The sequence below is a fragment of the Citrobacter enshiensis genome (assembly GCF_029338175.1).
Taxonomy (GTDB): Bacteria; Pseudomonadota; Gammaproteobacteria; order Enterobacterales; family Enterobacteriaceae; genus Citrobacter_D; species Citrobacter_D enshiensis.
Genome location: NZ_CP119862.1, coordinates 179,625 through 196,029, shown reverse-complemented (window position 1 = coordinate 196,029; position 16,405 = coordinate 179,625). Strand labels below are relative to the sequence as shown.

10 protein-coding genes are annotated in these 16,405 nt (G+C 55.3%); 3 read left to right on the top strand and 7 right to left on the bottom strand.

What is annotated here, in order from left to right; genetic code table 11:
* Positions 1-73: 73 nt before the first annotated feature.
* The 7 genes from hmsP to bcsR all read right to left on the bottom strand — a co-directional run bounded on the left by hmsP (position 74) and on the right by bcsR (position 12,668).
* A complete protein-coding gene (gene hmsP / locus P2W74_RS00890) occupies positions 74-2,080 on the bottom strand; it encodes a biofilm formation regulator HmsP (RefSeq protein ID WP_276293545.1) in 2,007 nt (668 codons plus the stop codon).
* Positions 2,081-2,161: 81 nt separating this feature from the next.
* The gene (bcsC, locus tag P2W74_RS00885; RefSeq protein WP_276293544.1) at positions 2,162-5,644 is read right to left on the bottom strand and encodes a cellulose synthase complex outer membrane protein BcsC; all 3,483 of its coding nucleotides are present in this window, start codon (positions 5,642-5,644) and stop codon (positions 2,162-2,164) included.
* Entirely contained in the window at positions 5,626-6,732 is a 1,107-nt protein-coding gene (gene bcsZ, locus P2W74_RS00880) for a cellulose synthase complex periplasmic endoglucanase BcsZ (RefSeq protein WP_276293543.1), read from the bottom strand. The genes bcsC and bcsZ overlap by 19 nt, the downstream gene beginning before the upstream one ends.
* Before the next feature lie 6 nt (positions 6,733-6,738).
* Positions 6,739-9,090 carry a cellulose biosynthesis cyclic di-GMP-binding regulatory protein BcsB gene (bcsB, locus tag P2W74_RS00875; RefSeq protein WP_276293542.1) on the bottom strand — a complete coding sequence of 784 codons (2,352 nt, stop codon included), beginning with the start codon at positions 9,088-9,090 and terminating at the stop codon, positions 6,739-6,741.
* A gap of 10 nt (positions 9,091-9,100) precedes the next feature.
* The gene (gene bcsA / locus P2W74_RS00870) at positions 9,101-11,719 is read right to left on the bottom strand and encodes a UDP-forming cellulose synthase catalytic subunit (protein ID WP_276293541.1); all 2,619 of its coding nucleotides are present in this window, start codon (positions 11,717-11,719) and stop codon (positions 9,101-9,103) included.
* Positions 11,716-12,468, bottom strand: coding sequence for a cellulose biosynthesis protein BcsQ (gene bcsQ / locus P2W74_RS00865; RefSeq protein ID WP_276293540.1), 753 nt, complete (start codon positions 12,466-12,468; stop codon positions 11,716-11,718). The genes bcsA and bcsQ overlap by 4 nt, the downstream gene beginning before the upstream one ends.
* Positions 12,469-12,479: 11 nt before the next feature.
* Complete coding sequence (gene bcsR, locus P2W74_RS00860; RefSeq protein ID WP_162382606.1) at positions 12,480-12,668, bottom strand: cellulose biosynthesis protein BcsR; 189 nt, start codon at positions 12,666-12,668, stop codon at positions 12,480-12,482.
* Between the two features lie 291 nt (positions 12,669-12,959).
* On the opposite strand from bcsR, the gene bcsE reads away from it, so the two are divergent.
* The 3 genes from bcsE to bcsG are packed head-to-tail and all read left to right on the top strand — an operon-like array spanning position 12,960 to position 16,383.
* Entirely contained in the window at positions 12,960-14,519 is a 1,560-nt protein-coding gene (gene bcsE, locus P2W74_RS00855; RefSeq protein ID WP_276293539.1) for a cellulose biosynthesis c-di-GMP-binding protein BcsE, read from the top strand.
* On the top strand, positions 14,516-14,707 hold the full coding sequence (gene bcsF, locus P2W74_RS00850) for a cellulose biosynthesis protein BcsF (RefSeq protein ID WP_276293538.1): 192 nt from the start codon (positions 14,516-14,518) through the stop codon (positions 14,705-14,707). The genes bcsE and bcsF overlap by 4 nt, the downstream gene beginning before the upstream one ends.
* Complete coding sequence (gene bcsG, locus P2W74_RS00845; protein WP_276293537.1) at positions 14,704-16,383, top strand: cellulose biosynthesis protein BcsG; 1,680 nt, start codon at positions 14,704-14,706, stop codon at positions 16,381-16,383. The genes bcsF and bcsG overlap by 4 nt, the downstream gene beginning before the upstream one ends.
* The last annotated feature ends 22 nt before the right edge of the window (positions 16,384-16,405 follow it).

Here is a 16,405-nt window from a genome sequence, read left to right as displayed (position 1 = left end):
GAAATGTACCTGGATCATAATTGAAACAAAAATGTTAAAAAGTTTGAACTGGCTCGCACAAGCCCGACCTTTTTTAACTTTTGTAATCAGGCGATACGTCCTTCAGGTAGCGCTCTTCAAACACTTCCGCAGGAACAGGGCGAGCAAATAAGAAACCCTGCGCCACTTCGACACCCGCTTGTGCCAGCCAGTCACGCTGCGCTTCCGTCTCCACGCCTTCTGCAATCATCTGTAAATTGAGGCTACGCGCCATCAGGATAATTGCGGTGACCATGCTGTTATCTTCCGGTAGCCCATCAACAAACATTTTATCGATTTTGAGCACATCGACCGGCAGCGACTTCATGTGTTGTAGCTGGCGTAACCCCGCGTATCCCATGCCAAAATCGTCCAGCGCAATACGGACGCCCGCGTTGCGTAATGGGCGCAAGATCGCCACCGCAGCATGAGGATCGTCAATCCGGCGGCTTTCTGTCACCTCCAGAATCAATGTGCCCGGCTCAATGCGGTAACGGTTTAACAACTCCAGCAGATCCGACACCATACTCGGGTGCATGAGCTGCAACGCAGAGAGATTCACGGAAAGCGGCATCATCTGACCGCGCTCTTGCCAGGCCGAAAGCTGGCGGCAGGACTCTTCCAGCACCCAATGGCCGACCGTCACCATCAGGCCACAGGATTCAATGCGTTCAATCAACCCTTCAGGCAGTTCCCAGGTTCCATCCGGCTGCTGCATACGCAACAACGCTTCTGCGCTCAGCACCTTGCCGCTGGACATCTCCACCTGCGGCTGTAACCAAATGGAGAACTGGTGATTATCCAGCGCGCTAAGAATGTCGCTCTCTTCAGTCAGGCGTTGCTGCGCCAGTTCCATCTGTTTCGGATCAAAGAACTGAATTTGATTTTTGCCTTTTCGCCGCGCGGTAAAGGCGGCGGACACCGCGCGACCGTACAGCTGTTCTGCGCTCAGATCGCCATAAAACATCGCGACGCCAATGCTGCAGCTGGGGCGCAGTTGTATGCTTTCGATCGGCAGCCGCTCATTAATAATAGTGAGCACTTGCTGACCTAATGTTATCGCATGCCACGGTTCTTTGACGCCGTGGGCGATGATCGCAAAGTCGTAACCGCTGACCTGGGTGAGCACCATTCTCGGCGCCAGCACGGATTTCAACTTTTCCACCAGCGTCAGCAGCAGGATTTCCCGCTGCGTCTCTTTAAGAACGCCAGCGGTATCCCGCAGTGTTTCGCACGTCACAATCATCAATGCCGTTGTCTGTTGGCGCGCTACCACCTGCTCCAGCATTCCCATCAGGAACGCTTTATTCGGCAACTCTGAAACCGGAAAACGCATCGCGTTGTCCGTTTGTTCTTCGTTGTAACGCAGCAAAATCTGTTGGTTCCGGTTGTAACTGCGCACCAGCATGCCAATTTCATCATCCTGATGCAGGCGTGGCAGCGTCAGCTGATGCCCGATCAGGTCTTCTTGCGAAACATCATTGAGCTCACGCGCAATGTTACGTAGCGGATGCAAAATCAGGCGGTTCACACACCAGGAGATGGCCACCGTGAGCACCAGCGACAAAAGTAAGTAAATGGTCACTAACGTGGAGACGGTGCTGATGACGAACTTATACATGCGGAACGAATCGGCCTGTAGCACCAGATACGCCAGCGGCTGCGGGTTAGCCGGACGTTCAAGCGAGTAAACCGGCAGCGAGATCTGTACCGGCAGCTCGAACAGGCGCGTGATCATGACAGGCACCGGGCGCTCGGGAATAAAGCTGATGCGCAGCGCCTGAAACTGATTAGGCAACACGACATCGGCGCGGCTGACCACCCCGGCAGGTTTAATACTGACAAGAATGGACTCCGCTTCAGGGATATCGGCCTTGAGAATTGCCGCAGATAAAGGTTCCCGAACAGAGCGAGCGATGCTTTCCAGTTGCGTAGCCGTGTTATAGCGGTTCTGCTGTACCAGATGAAACAGCAAAACGGTGCAAAATATAAAAACGAACACCATGACAACGGCCGCAACCATCGCCATCTGCTTAATTGTTAACGAGCGACTGACGCGCAAATTGACTCTCCAGGGATATCTTTAAAAGCCGCCAGAGTATACCCGATCGTGACGGCATTAAGAGAGGCGGTATCTGAAAACTTACCAGTCGGCGTAAGGCACCAGCGGCTGTGGCGGCAAATCCATATCGCCCTGCCAGCCTGCGGCAGAATACCGCGCATACAGCAAGAAATGGCTTGGGGTGTAGTCCTTCGCCTCCTGAATATCTACTGCCGTTCCGATAAACCAGTTCGAGGTGACGCGACGTTCGATCAGCGCCCGCGCCGTGTAGCCAAAGCCCTGGCTGCTACCGCCATCGTTGGTCTGGGTGCGGGCTTCATCTTGAAAATCTTCTGGGATCAAATTGATCAGTGGGTAACGCGGCATCGTCTTGGTGCGCGAATGCGACCATGACACGGAACCGCCCAGCTCCCACGACCAGTGCTCTGTGCGTTGGCGCCACATCACCGGTACGGCGAATGAGAGATACTCTTGCGGGCTGTAGTAACCGCCCTGACCCAGCGAGTATCCGCTCAGGTCTTTGTCGTAGTGCCAAATCATGTTGTTCAGACCGATGGTGACACGACGGTTATTCTCGTTAATGATCTTGTAGTAATAACCGGTCATCCAGCGCACGCGCCAGTTGTCTTCCACATTCTGCCCGGTGAGCTGATCGCCGGTCAGCGACGCCCAGACGCCGTTCGCTTCGCCTTTGTCATAGCTGAGGCTGACTCCGCCTCCGTCCGCACGGACGCCGCCCCATGTTTTGTTGGTATTACTCGGCGCATCTTTCTGCCCGCCAAAGGCCAGCAGCGAACTGGAGATAGGACGACGGTGCGCGTTCAGGGTGTAGCCCAACGGACCGATATCGTTGCTGTAACTCACGCCCCCCACGACATCAACAACCTCGAAGCCCATTGGCGTGGTGCCAATATCCCAGCTCCAGGTGTCATTCGCCCAGCCAACGGCGACGCTGGCGCCGCGATCGGACTGACTGCGGCTGCCGCTACAGTCGGACAAGGTACAAGTCCCCCAGTTGTCATCGTATTGCCCGTTGGCATCATCAGAGAAGCTGCCAACGTTTATGTTGACCATGTCGGTACGAAAGAACATGCGCCCGTCGGAATACGGCGCATCCACATGCAGCATGGTGGTGTGCGCTTTCAGGTCAGAATACCCGCCGGTGCCGCTCGATCCCCAGTAATCATGCTCAAGGGTGACGTTGAGATCCTGCTGACGATATAAATCCGCCGCATCACTACGTACGCCGCGTTTCAGCCAGTCGTCTTTCTCATCGTTGCGCGTCAAACGGGTAAATGTATCGTTATCCTCGGGACGCGTTGGCGTGATCCCCGCAGCGACCATCGCATCTTGGTAGGTGTCGAGCGCCTGCTCTGGTTCACCTGCCTGCGCCTGAATCGCGGCGGCATCACGCAGTACCATCGCATTTTCCATCGATGGCGGCTGCGATTTCGCCTGCGGCACAATTTTATTGAACGTCTGCTGCGCGCTCGCGGTGTCGCCCAACTGCATCTGCGCCAGCGCGATACGACGCTGCATGTTGATAGACGGTGTTTCTCCGGCTTCTGCAGCAGGCAATTTTGCCAGTTCGGCGCGTGCCGCCGCGTTATCTCCTTGAGCGATAAACACTTCCGTCAAACCAAGATGGGCATCAACGTTATTCGGCTCGCGCGCCAGAACCGCCTCATACGCCGCGCGCGCGGTCGTGTATTCCCGGCGCTGCTGCGCCCAGTCGGCAAGCGTTAAATCAATACGTGTGGAGGCCGGTTGCTGTCGGAGTAACTCTTCCGCTTCCCGCTCTTTGCCGCTGTCACGCAGACGGTTAGCGGTTTCCAGCACCTGATTGCTTTGCAGCCGGTCTGCCAGTTCCTGAATGTTGCTGTTCCACTGGCTGCGCGGCAGGCTGTTAATATGCGCCATTGCCGCACGACCCTGATCGTTACCGGAGAGGTAAAGTCCGTAGGCATAGACCTGTTCTGGATCATTGGGTTTCTGGCGCGCCAGCGCGCTCATTTGCGCATCGGCCTGGCTGCGCTGTCCGGCGTTCCACAAATCGCGTGACAAACGATAAGTGACCCAGACGCTCCCCGGATCCATTGCCAGTCGGCGACGGTGTAGTTCAGCGGCCTGCGCCCAGCTTCCCTGATTTTCCAGCGCTTCTGCCTGCTGCGCCAGGCGATCGTTTTCCAGGCTGCGCTCAATGTCATCAATGCTGCGACGCTGGCTGGCGGAGAGCGAGGCGATAAATGCCGAGGCTTTCTCCGGAGATTGCTGCCGATAAATATTCGCTAACCCGCGCACCGCGTTGCTGTTACCGCTGTCCATGCGCAGCGTTTGTTGATAGTACCGTTCGGCGGCGGCGTAATCTTTGCGCGCCATCGCCACATCACCCAGCCCCAGAACAGCGTAGCTGTCGGTGTTATCAATGCTTCTCGCCTGCTGATAAAGACGCTCTGCCTGGTTCGGATTATTGGCTTTCAGGGCGGCGTCACCCTGCTGAATCGACAGCCAGTAACGGTTCACTTTCAGCAGACTTTCCCACTTGTCACGGCTGCTGCTTTGCGGGTCCATCTCAAGGGCTTTCTGAAATTGCACCACGGCGCGCGCGCGATCGCCACGCTGTGAATAGGCCTGACCCAGCGCGCCAACGGCTTCGCTGTCGTTATGGTTTGCGCTGACCGCCTGCTGTAATTCCGTCACGGCTTTGCCGCCTTGTCCGGCGTCAACCGCAGCCATCCCCTGGGCTCTTGCTCTGAAAGCGGGATCGGCCAGCTGTTTTTGTTGATCATTCAGCTTGCCGCGCGCCGCATTGACGCTGTCGCCTTCGCTGAACACCGTCAGGTACTTTTGCAGTGCCTGCACGCTGGATTCACTCGCTGGCAAGTCTTTGATCTGCTTATACCAGATATCCGCCGCTGCGTTGCGTCCGCTGTTGGATTTCGCCATCTGTTCTAATACCGCAAACCCTTCTTCGCGCCGCCCGTTGTCAAACAGCAGCTGCGCCAGTGAGTTTTGTAAACCGTTGTTGCCCGGGTTGCTGGCATTGATTTTTTTGAGCTGATTAATGGCGTCATTGCGCCGCGCGGGTAATTTCGCCACCGTCGTCCAGTATTCGACGGCCAGTTCACCGTCCGGCGGATTCCCCTTGAACAGCTTATCGTAAGCGGCAATCGCTTCTTCCGGATGCCCGGTGGTGGCCTGCAGACGCGCCTCCTGCAAGGACTGTCTTCCCTCCGGCGTGGAGAGCAACATGGTCGTGCGGGACGATTTATACGCGGTGGAGCTCGGCGCTAACTGGGAGAGTCGGTCGAGCTGTTTCTGTGCCCCTGCGATATCGCCCTGACGCAGTAAATAGCGAAAACGGGCGGCAATCACGTCCGGATTATTCGGGTTCATCAGTTCCAGACGGTACAAAGACTGGCGCACCAGATCTTCACGGTGCGAGGCTTCGCCGAGCCGCACCTGCTCCAGCAGTTGCTGCTGCGCGGAAGGCGCAGCATGAACCATCGGCATTAACGTCAGGCCGAGCGATATACTGAGTAAACTTAGTGTGAACTTGCGCATTCCTGGCCCCAGTCAGGTAGTAACTCACCACGAAGGGTGAAGCGAAAACGATGCTGATCCCAGCCTTGTCCAAATAGGGTCAGCACGTAGCTGTAATAGGCATCGCTGCCAGGAAAGTCGTCGGTCACACGCTGTCGCTGCACCGCTGTCGCATCGCGGTTTTGCAGGAAAGGCAGCATAGCGGCAGAGAAGCCCACCGGGCCATTGCCCTGTGCTTTGCCGCTGGCGACGTCCACTTTCTCCGGTGGAAGGCCGTTTTTTGTTGTCAGGGTAGCCATCGATTTAAATCGCGCGAGCAGACGCGCTTTTTGCGGATCGCCATCATGCAGCATGCCCGCCCACATATAAACGCGAATGGCATCGTAGCTGCTGACCAGCGTTTTTTCCGGCTTCAACTGCCAGCCTTTATTTTTCTCATAACGCACCCAGTCCGGCGAAAAACCTTTCGGGGCCGTTTCCAGCAGCAGGCGCAGATTGGTTTCACGCAGGGTGGTCCACGGCGCGCCAAAACGGGTAAAGTACTGCGCCAGTTGCGGCGGCAAATAACTGGGATTAAAACGCCAGCTTGCCGTTTCCGCGAAACCGACTTTACCCGGCAACAGCATGGAACCCAGCCCCGGCACGGTGACCACTTCCTCACGGGCAATGCGTTTTAACAGCGCAGTGCCGATGTCGGTATAGCGCGGCGCTTTCCACAATCTTCCCGCTTCCAGTAAAGACCAGACAATCCAGACATCGGCGTCAGACGCAGAGTTAGCGTCCAGCACGCTCCACGTTTTCGGATCTTTTTGCCCCCAGAGCCAGGCGGGCAGGTGCTCCTGCAAAGAACCCTGCGCGAGGTTGTTCTGCGTCCAGTCCAGCAGTTGATCAAACGCCGGGCGGTCATTCGCGGCGAGGGCAAAGAACATCGCGTAACTTTGCCCTTCCGAGGTGGTGATTTTACGCGCGTCGCTGGGATCGATTACCCGCCCTTGCTGGCTGATGTAATCTTTTTTGAACTGTGTCCAGGCAGGCCATGTGCAGGCTGCCTGCACATTCACGGCGGCCACCATTAACACCGTTAACGTCCATCCACGAAGCGCGTTCATCGCTAATTACTCATTGTCCGGATCAAGACGGCGGCGACTAATGATGCGCAGCAGACGCCACAGCACCCAAGCCAGAAGCACGACGCTCACCGCCGCCAGAATGGCCAGCAGTACCGGGTGATTCGACAGGGCATACCACAGACGTTCAAACCACGGTAAATGCCCGACGTAGTAAACATCCCCGACCCGCAGGCTGTTAACACCGGATTCACGAATTACCGAAACAGAACCAAACATTGCCGCCCGTTTTCCGCTGTCGTTCATCGCTTCGTTCAGTAACGTATAACCGCGCGGGCTGTCGGCCAGCAGCGCAATCACACTTCGCTGATCGTTAAACGGCGACTGGAAGCCCACCACGGCCGCCATGGGGCCAGAGGAGGTCAGGGTCGTACGCACATCCGCCGCACGATCGGCCATATCCGGCATAATGCTCGGGAATGTGGTCTGGCGCGTCGGGGTGTTTACCCAGCTCTGCGTCGCCTGCACCAGCAGATCGATTCGCTTCTCATCTTTCAGCTTATCGGGAATGGAGCCGATTAACATGATGTCAGCGTCTTTGCCCTGAATCTGGCTGCTGTCGTCGGTGATGTTCAGGTTAATTGACGGGAAGCCGGTTTGCGCCCCTATCGTCCCGGTCACATCCAGCAGCGTTTCCATCTGCGCTTCGTTCGGGGTTTTCGGCATGACCATGATGGTTTCGGACAGGTCAGCCATACGGCTGAACGGGAAACCCGCATTCGCGAAAGCACGCAGGTCCGGCATCGCGATAAAGTGGTAATACTTCGAGAAGTCGATAGTGGAATCGTCGCTGATCACGACATGGTTCTGTACCGGTTGGAAAGTGATGCAATTATCAACCGATCCCCCCGGCATCGGGTTCATATACTGGAAGTCAAAGCGCAGCTGGTTCATCGCGCCCAGTTTCAACGCCGGGATCGCGACATCTGTTTTGCCGTCCAGAAGCCCTTGCAGGACAGGCAGACGCAGCAACAGGCGATTGCTTTCCTGCGCGCTGTTCAGGCTAAACGCTTGCAGGAACTGGTTATTCAGGCTGATATCCATCCGCGAACTGTCTTTCTGCGGCGGCGTGGTGTAACGGTAGTTGAGGTTCATATCAATACCGGTACTGCGTAACAAATAAAGATCCGGCGGCAGGTTCAGCGACACGTTGATCGGCGCAGGCTCCAGCCCTGTTGACTGTAACTGCTCTTCATAGGTTTTCAGCTCGCCAAAGGTCACCGCGCGGTCAGTACGCACCCAGTTCGGCGCGTCATAGGGCTGACGGGCCAGCAGCGGTTTCACTTCATTCACCACCACGCTATTGCCACGGAACAGAATATTCCCCTGCGCAATCCCCTTCGCTGCCTGCAACAGGTCTTTGTCATCACGGCCAAAGACCACCAGCAGTTTCACATACGGGTTATCCGGATGGTTAATCATCTCGATCACCGGCGCGTTCACCGCCGGATGATCGCGCAGGAAGTCTGGGCGTTTGTCGTTAGTGGCAAACACAATCGCATTACGATCCGGCAATTTGTTATACATCACCGGGAAGTGCTGACCGCGCCAGCCCGCACGCGAACCAAACCAGGAGGAGACGATCGACGCCGCCTGTTGCAGCGCCTTATCCGGTGATTGTGCGAACACCATCGGCAAGGTAACAGGACGATTATCTCGCGGGTCAAAGAACGGGATCGGGAAGTGCGAGAGATCGTTGTTTACCGGCAGTGTCTGGTAGGTCAGGTCCAGTACGCTACTGCGGCCGACATCCAGCCACAATGTGCTGCTGGCCGGGTTTTCACAGACATCGCGGTAGTGCCCAACAAACTCCAGGCGCACCCGGTTAAAGTCGGTAATAAACAAAGGGTTGATCGGCATCTGGGCCAGCGTTTTTTTGCCCAGTTGCTCTTTGGTGACAGGCAATACGCCCATCAATTCATCATTCAGGTAAACCTTTAGCTGCGACTGTATCGGCAACAGCGACGGCGAAGGGGTGTACTCGAGGTTCAACACCGCTTTCGAGACCACTTCATCGCTGCGCATACCGAACTCAATACCGCCGTTCGGATTGACGCCACGCAGAACCATGCTGCCCGGCGGCGGCGCAATTTGCGCAAAGGTGAGCTTCACATCGCGGGAAGGCGCATTCTGCGCGACAATCGGCGCGTTTGCCCCCGCCACACCCGGCATCACCTGTCCGACGGGCTGATTTTCATCTGCCGGCGCAGGCACAGCTGGCGCCTCTGCTGGCTCAGCATTTACCAGTGGTTGCATTGCAGGCGTTGCCTGCGTCATGAAAGCAGGGAAAGCGCTCATCCCTATTGCCACTGCACAAATCCAGGAAAGTTTTCTTTTCATCGCGTTATCATCATTGTTGAGCCATAACCTGATCCGGCTGTTGCACCGCCACGCCCCGCTCCGGGCGACGTGGAATAAACGACACAATCCAGGAAACCAGCGTCGTCAGAGACCGGAAAATTACTTTGACGGAAGACGGGGCAAACTCGGCGAGATGCCGATAACCACGGAAGCCCAGCTTCAGAATATCCAGCAGACTTTCCAGAGGTTTATCTTCCGGGAAGCTGTCCTGCCAAAGCGCCCAGGTATCTGCCCGGGCGAACGTGCACTGTACAAAATCAATATGTTGTTTCGTGGTCAATGGCATCAGTTGCAGCCCCACTTCATTACCCAGCACGCGCACGACTTGCGTCGGGAAGACATATTCCTGCTGGCCGCGTTTGAGCAACAAATTCACCTTCTGCCCTTCCAGCACCTGCGCCTGTCCGTTGATCTTGATCCCCAGACCGCCGTCGGAGAAGTCATGCACGGTGCACGAGAACAGATGACCATCTTCACGGGCAATAGCGGCAGGCATTGAGATCTCAACACGATGCGCCCGTCTGACCTGTTTGCTCTCCACGGAGACGGCCACCGCGCCACCGAGAATAATCAGGTTGTAGAAAACCCATACCAGGCTGACGATCACGGTGAGTATTTCGTTTTCAGGGCCGTAGTAGTAACGCCAGACGCCCACCGCCACGCCCAACAGGTTGAGCAAGACCAGGAAGATATAAGGCCGGGAAATGACCCAGTCCACGTACTCTTCTTCGACCAACCCGCCTTTTGCCGTCACGTTAAACTTCCCTTTGTGCGGGTTGATCAGCGCCACCATCGTCGGCGGGGCGATATACCAGGCCAGCACCGTTTCGTAGATTTCACTCCAGAACGAGTGGCGGTATTTCCCCTGAATCTTCGAGTTGGTCAGGCTGGCGTGGATCATGTGCGGTAACACGAACAACGCAATCATCAGCGCAGGGGCATAGATGATATAGGCGTGTAACAGCAAGAAGGCCAGCGGCGCCGTGAGGAAGATCAGCCGGGGAATACCGGACAAAAAGTGGAACATGGCGTTCACGTAGCACAACCTCTGCGCCAGTTTTAAGCCTTTGCCGGTGAGCGGATTGTCCAGACGGAAGATTTGCACCATCCCACGCGCCCAGCGAATACGCTGCCCGATATGCGCTGACAGACTTTCTGTCGCCAACCCTGCCGCCTGCGGAATACGCATATAGGCGGAGGTGTAACCACGGCGGTGTAAGCGCAGCGAGGTATGGGCGTCTTCGGTCACGGTTTCTACGGCGATGCCGCCAATCTCATCTAACGGTTTACGCCGGATCACCGCACACGAACCGCAGAAGAAAGTGGCATCCCACATATCGTTGCCATCCTGCACCAGCCCATAGAACAGCGTCCCTTCGTTCGGCGTTTTGCGAAAACGCCCCAGGTTGCGTTCAAACGGGTCCGGCGAGAAGAAATGGTGCGGCGTCTGCATCATTGCGAGCTGTTTTTCTTTGAGGAACCAGCCCATCGTCATTTGCAGGAACGAGCGCGTCGGCACGTGGTCGCAGTCAAAGATCGACACAAACTCGCCCTTCGCATACTTCAGCGCGTTGTTAATGTTCCCGGCTTTCGCGTGTTCATGGGTGGTACGGGCGATGTATTGCACCCCGACGGTCTGAGCAAACTGGCGGAACTCTTCTCGCCCGCCATCATCCAGAATCCAGATTGTCACCTTGTCTTTTGGCCAGTCGATACCCAACGACGCATAAATGGTGTTTTTCACGACGCTGAGATCTTCGTTGTACGTGGGCACAAAAATATCGACGGTCGGCCATTGCGCCATATCTTTTGGCAGCGGGACAGGTTGACGATTAAGCGGCCAAATCACCTGGAAGTAACCCAGCACCAGTACGATCCAGGCATAGGTTTCGGCAAACAGTAAAACGAGACCGCAAACCAGACTCACCGGGTCATCCCAGTTTAGCGTCGAGGTGTAGCGCCACCAGATATAACGGCAAGACACCGTCAGCGACAGCACTATCAGCATCAGGGCGGAGAAACGTCCCGGTAGTCGGCGTACCCACAACGCCACGCCCCACAGCAGAATCAGGAAGATAAATTGTGACAGCGGGTTAAACGGCTGGGTAATACAAATCACCGCTAAAATCAGCGAAAACGTCACGATAACGCCGAGAATGAGTCGACGCGCCCCAGTACTGAGATGCCCCAACTCTTTTTGCGAGTCCAGGTGGTGAGTGCGTTGACTCACGCGCTCAGGCAACGCGTCCATCCATTGATGATAGCGGCCACGCACGCCCTGCAAACGGGCAAAGGACCGCCAGCGCGGTTCTTTATTTTCTTTTCGCTGTGAGGTTGCCATCAACCAGAGCGTTTGAATGGCGTAGCGAGCAGGATCCAGCGGGCGCGGGCGGGCGGCGTTAATATGCGGATACAGCGCTTTATGTTGGCCGCGAATACGCTGCCAGCGCGGATGTTCAAGCGGGAAGAACACCCATGCCAGAATCACCCAAAAACAGCCCATCGCCGCGCTGAAACACGAAGCGCCATGACGACGATACCCCTGATAACGCTCGCTCAGGCGCGCGCTAACCGGCGGAATAAGCAACCACCGGGACAGGAGACTCATGATGGGCTCCCGACAGACGTTTTATGATCGGCATAATGCAACAGACACCAGTTTGCCAGCGTCAGGATCTCTTCTGCCGCCAGCGAATCACTGCGATATTCTCCCAGCGGCTGCTTCGACGCCATGCACTCCGCCATCGCTTCATCCCGATGAATGATCATCGGCAGCAGGCGGCGCTGACTTTGCAGCCAAATCTGGTACAGGTCATCCTGTAACTGGCTGCCGATGCGTAAGTCATTAATCAGAATATGTGCGCCAGTGGGCAGCGCCTGCTGGTGAAGACGGATATGGCAGTTCGTGTCTGCTTTCACCACGGCCAGCGTGTGATCGCAAAGATTCACCCACTGGCGGGTGATTGGTGAGGCGTCAGAGGGAAGATCCAGCAGGATCCATGAATAACGTCCGCTCTCTTTCAGCGCGGAGATCCCCTCGAAAATACCGCCCAGGCGATCCTGCCACTCCTGAGGGTTTTCACGCTCTTGCGCACTCAGTTGACCAAATGGCAACAGATCAAGTTGCGAGGTGTAGCGCATTCCGGCATCACGCCAGTCGCGGTTATCCAGTATCGCCCTCGCCCACCCTTCGCGATGAACAAAATCCACGTTGAATGACAGGCGCAACAAATTATCGGGACTGGCATCCACGACAAGTACGTTTTCCCCTAATATCTGCAACGCCCAGGCGAGTGCCGAAGTGATCGACGTGGTACCCACTCCACCGCGCACGCCCTGCAATCCCAGAATAGCCATCCACGGCTCCCTTATTGTTGTTGCGCAAATTCAGCCAGCAACGGCCAGCGTTTAATCGCCGCAGAGAGCTGCTCGCGTTGGGAAATATCGGTGTAATCTATTTCAGGCAGCGAAAATGCCTGACTTAAGGCCAGAAAATCATTTTGGAAGGTATAGCCCAAAGCTGAATCAGACTGAGTACCTGGTTCATTGTTATACATTCTGATTTATCCCTTTTGAATATACTCGCCACGCTTCAGACATTTTTCTGGCAGCATTCCGTCCCTTCTCATCGTTAATCTTCTCAGCACAAAGAATTGTTCATTTTTTGAACTATCTATTGCGCAATTTATAATGATAATGAAAACTCAGAGACTGATGTCGCAAGGCTTCCTGCCTGACGGATGGTTTTACATGCTAAATCTGATACGTTTTAATTTCAATGTTAGGTTTATTTCTGTGCTTTCGCTAGTAAACTGATAAGCAGATAAAATAGTGACAAGAGGGACACTGTGGACCCCGTATTTTCTATCGGTATCTCATCATTATGGGATGAACTGCGTCATATGCCAACCGGCGGTGTCTGGTGGCTTAACGCTGATCGCAATGAAGACGCCCTCAGCATGGTAAATCAAACGATTGCATCTCAAACGGGCAACGCGAAAGTCGCGGTCATTTGCATGGGGAACGATCTGGAAAAATCGGTCAAATTAGATGAGGCTCACGGCCCGGAAAAAATTCAGTTATTTTCCATGCCGAACTCTGAAAAAGGACTATACTCCCTGCCCCGCGATTTGCTTTGCTCCCTCCAGCCCACTCATTATCTTTTTATCCTTATTTGCGCAAATAATGCGTGGCAAAATATATCTTCCGAGCGACTGCGTCAGTGGCTGGCAAAAATGAATAAATGGACCCAACTCCATCGCTGTTCACTGCTGGTCATTAACCCTGGGAACAACAATGACAAACAGTCATCATTGTTGATGGGAGAATATCGCACACTTTTCGGTCTCGCCAGTTTGCGTTTTCAGGGCGATCAGCATCTGTTCGACATCGCCTTCTGGTGCAATGAAAAAGGGGTCAGCGCACGTCAGCAGCTCACCTTGCGCCATCAGGATAATCGCTGGGAACTCGCTCAGCAGGAAGAAGCGGAGATCCAGCCTCGTAGCGACGAAAAACGGATCCTCAGCAACGTTGTCGTACTCGAAGGCGCCCCTCCGCTCTCTGAGCACTGGATGCTTTTCGACAATAACGAAACCTTATTCAACGAAGCGCGTACCGCTCAGGCGGCGACGATCATTTTCTCTCTGGCCCAGAATAACCAGATCGAACCGATGGCGCGCAGCATCCATACCCTGCGTCGCCAGCGAGGCAGCGCGCTGAAAATCATTGTGCGGGAAAACACCGCCAGTTTGCGCGCCACCGATGAACGTCTGTTATTAGGCTGCGGCGCCAACATGGTCGTTCCATGGAACGCGCCGCTCTCCCGCTGCCTGACGTTAATTGAAAGCGTTCAGGGGCAACAATTTAGCCGTTATGTACCTGAAGACATCACCACGCTTCTCTCAATGACGCAACCGCTGAAACTGCGTGGTTTTCAAAAATGGGATGTCTTCTGCGAAGCGGTGCATAACATGATGGCCAATACGCTGCTTCCCGCAGATGGGAAAGGCGTCATGGTGGCGTTGCGACCGGTACCCGGCATCCGTGTCGAGCAGGCGCTCACATTATGCCGTCCCAACCGTACCGGCGACATCATGACCATTGGCGGCAATCGTCTGGTGCTGTTTCTGTCGTTCTGCCGGGTTAACGATCTGGACACCGCGTTGAACCATATTTTCCCGCTGCCGACAGGCGATATTTTCTCCAACCGTATGGTCTGGTTTGAAGACAGCCTGATCAGCGCCGAACTGGTGCAAATGCGCTTACTGTCGCCAGAGATGTGGGGCAAACCGCTACCGCTGACACAAGGACCGAACCCCGTTCTGAATGCTGAACACGATGGGCGAGTCTGGCGCCGTATTCCGAAACCATTGCGACTGCAGGATGATACCGTGGAGCGAACATCATGATGAATATCAATGATATCATTCAAATCATTGTCTTCAGCGCACTGATTTTCTTCCCGCTGGGCTATCTGGCACGCCATTCGCTTCGCCGTATCCGGGACACTGCCCGGCTTTTATTTGCCAAACCTCGCTATGTAAAACCAGCCGGAACCTTGCGCCGCGCTTCAAAAGTCAAGGTAGACAACAAATGACTCAGTATACTCAATCCTCATCAATGCCTTCGCCGTTATGGCAATACTGGCGTGGGCTTTCTGGCTGGAATTTTTACTTTCTGGTGAAATTCGGTCTGCTTTGGGCCGGCTATCTTAATTTCCACCCCTTACTGAACCTGGTATTCATGGCCTTTTTGCTCATGCCAATACCAAAGCACAGTTTGCATCGCCTTCGCCACTGGATTGCGATTCCGATTGGTTTTGCGCTTTTCTGGCATGATACCTGGCTGCCGGGTCCGGAAAGCATCATGAGCCAGGGTTCGCAGGTTGCCGGATTTAGCGCCGGCTATGTGCTCGATCTGGTGACCCGTTTTATCAACTGGCAGATGATTGGCGCGATATTCGTTCTGCTGGTTGCCTGGCTGTTCCTGTCGCAGTGGGTTCGGGTGACGGTTTTCGTCGTCGCGATCCTCGTTTGGCTGAACGTGCTGACGCTGGCGGGACCCAATTTCTCTCTGTGGCCGGCAGGTCAACCCACCAGTACGGTCACGACCACCGGCGGCTCTGCGGCAGCGACCGTAGCAACCGCAGGCGATACGCCAGTCGTGGGTGATATTCCGGCTCAGACGGCACCGCCAACCACCGCGAATCTGAGTGCCTGGCTGAATACCTTCTACAATGCCGAAGCGAAGCGGAAAACGCCGTTCCCTGGCTCACTTCCTGCAGATGCTCAACCGTTCGAACTGTTGGTGATCAACATCTGTTCGCTCTCCTGGTCTGATGTTGAAGCCGCTGGCCTGGCGTCGCATCCGCTGTGGGCGCATTTCGACATCCTGTTTAAACACTTTAACTCCGCGACCTCCTATAGCGGCCCGGCGGCGATTCGCCTGCTGCGCGCCAGCTGCGGTCAGCCATCGCATACGAACTTGTATCAACCCGCGGGTAATGACTGCTACCTGTTCGATAATTTGTCGAAGCTGGGTTTCACACAACACCTGATGATGGGGCATAACGGCGAGTTTGGCGGCTTCCTGAAAGAAGTTCGTGAGAATGGCGGTATGCAGAGTGAACTTATGGACCAGAAAGGTCTGCCGGTCACGCTGCTGGGCTTTGATGGCTCCCCGGTTTATGACGATACCGCAGTTCTCGATCGTTGGCTGGAAACCACCGAGAAAGATCAAAACTCACGAAGCGCGACCTTCTACAACACCCTGCCGCTGCACGACGGGAACCACTTCCCTGGCGTCAGCAAAACGGCGGATTACAAAGTTCGCGCCCAAAAAATGTTTGATGAGCTGGATGCCTTCTTCACAGAGCTGGAAAAATCTGGCCGTAAAGTGATGGTAGTGATGGTGCCGGAACACGGCGGTGCGCTGAAGGGCGACAGAATGCAGGTCTCCGGCCTGCGTGACATCCCCAGCCCTTCCATTACCAACGTACCGGCTGCGGTGAAATTCTTCGGGATGAAAGCCCCTCACCAGGGTGCGCCGATCGATATAAACCAGCCGAGCAGCTACCTGGCTATCTCCGAACTGGTGGTGCGCACTCTTGACGGGAAGCTGTTTACGGAAGACAACGTTAACTGGAACCAGCTGACGGGTGGACTGCCGCAGACTGCGCCAGTCTCCGAGAACGCCAATGCAGTGGTGATTCAGTATCAGGGTAAACCGTACGTACGCCTCAACGGCGGCGACTGGGTACCTTATCCACAGTAAACCGAAAAAGGCCGCAGAGTCT

Excerpts from the sequence above, each read along its gene's own strand:
- bcsC (WP_276293544.1), bottom strand. The coding sequence starts at position 5,644 with ATGCGCAAGTTCACACTAAGTTTACTCAGTATATCGCTCGGCCTGACG.
- bcsZ (WP_276293543.1), bottom strand. The coding sequence starts at position 6,732 with ATGAACGCGCTTCGTGGATGGACGTTAACGGTGTTAATGGTGGCCGCC.
- bcsB (WP_276293542.1), bottom strand. The coding sequence starts at position 9,090 with ATGAAAAGAAAACTTTCCTGGATTTGTGCAGTGGCAATAGGGATGAGC.
- bcsA (WP_276293541.1), bottom strand. The coding sequence starts at position 11,719 with ATGAGTCTCCTGTCCCGGTGGTTGCTTATTCCGCCGGTTAGCGCGCGC.
- bcsQ (WP_276293540.1), bottom strand. The coding sequence starts at position 12,468 with ATGGCTATTCTGGGATTGCAGGGCGTGCGCGGTGGAGTGGGTACCACG.
- bcsR (WP_162382606.1), bottom strand. The coding sequence starts at position 12,668 with ATGTATAACAATGAACCAGGTACTCAGTCTGATTCAGCTTTGGGCTAT.
- bcsF (WP_276293538.1), top strand. The coding sequence starts at position 14,516 with ATGATGAATATCAATGATATCATTCAAATCATTGTCTTCAGCGCACTG.
- bcsG (WP_276293537.1), top strand. The coding sequence starts at position 14,704 with ATGACTCAGTATACTCAATCCTCATCAATGCCTTCGCCGTTATGGCAA.